The sequence below is a fragment of the Bradyrhizobium sp. LeoA1Lang genome (genome assembly GCF_055413685.1).
Map to the genome: position 1 here is coordinate 1 of NZ_JBVAPG010000544.1, position 369 is coordinate 369.

Annotated in this window: 1 pseudogene; it reads left to right on the top strand. The window is 58.3% G+C overall.

Annotated features, from left to right (window positions below):
- Positions 1-113, top strand: a pseudogene (locus ACZYOF_RS44445) (IS630 family transposase); the annotation flags it as partial.
- Positions 114-369 lie beyond the last annotated feature (256 nt).

The window sequence follows — 369 nt, forward strand, 5'->3', positions numbered from 1 at the left end:
AACACATCGATGCCTACGTCAACGCGTACAACGACAAAGCCGAGCCCTTCGTCTGGACCAAGAAAAAGGTCCGTCAACGCCGCTTCACAGGGCGCCGTATCACTCAGCTCTGATTCCGGGTACTAGATCGCCAAGAGACGGTGTGCGAGATCCGTACGGGGCCCTCCAGCCGTGACGGTGTGCGTATTTCACATGATGTGTTCGATCTACTGATGCGGATCGAGGGCGAAGCCGTGCTCGGGGGGAGCTATGGCGGAATCTGGGTGATGACGGCCTGAGAAGGGCGGCGTATCGAGGCGGGTAACCAGCCAGCCAGAACCTCACATGGGATGGTTCGTGTCAAGGCCATCAATCGCAATGCATCAGCAG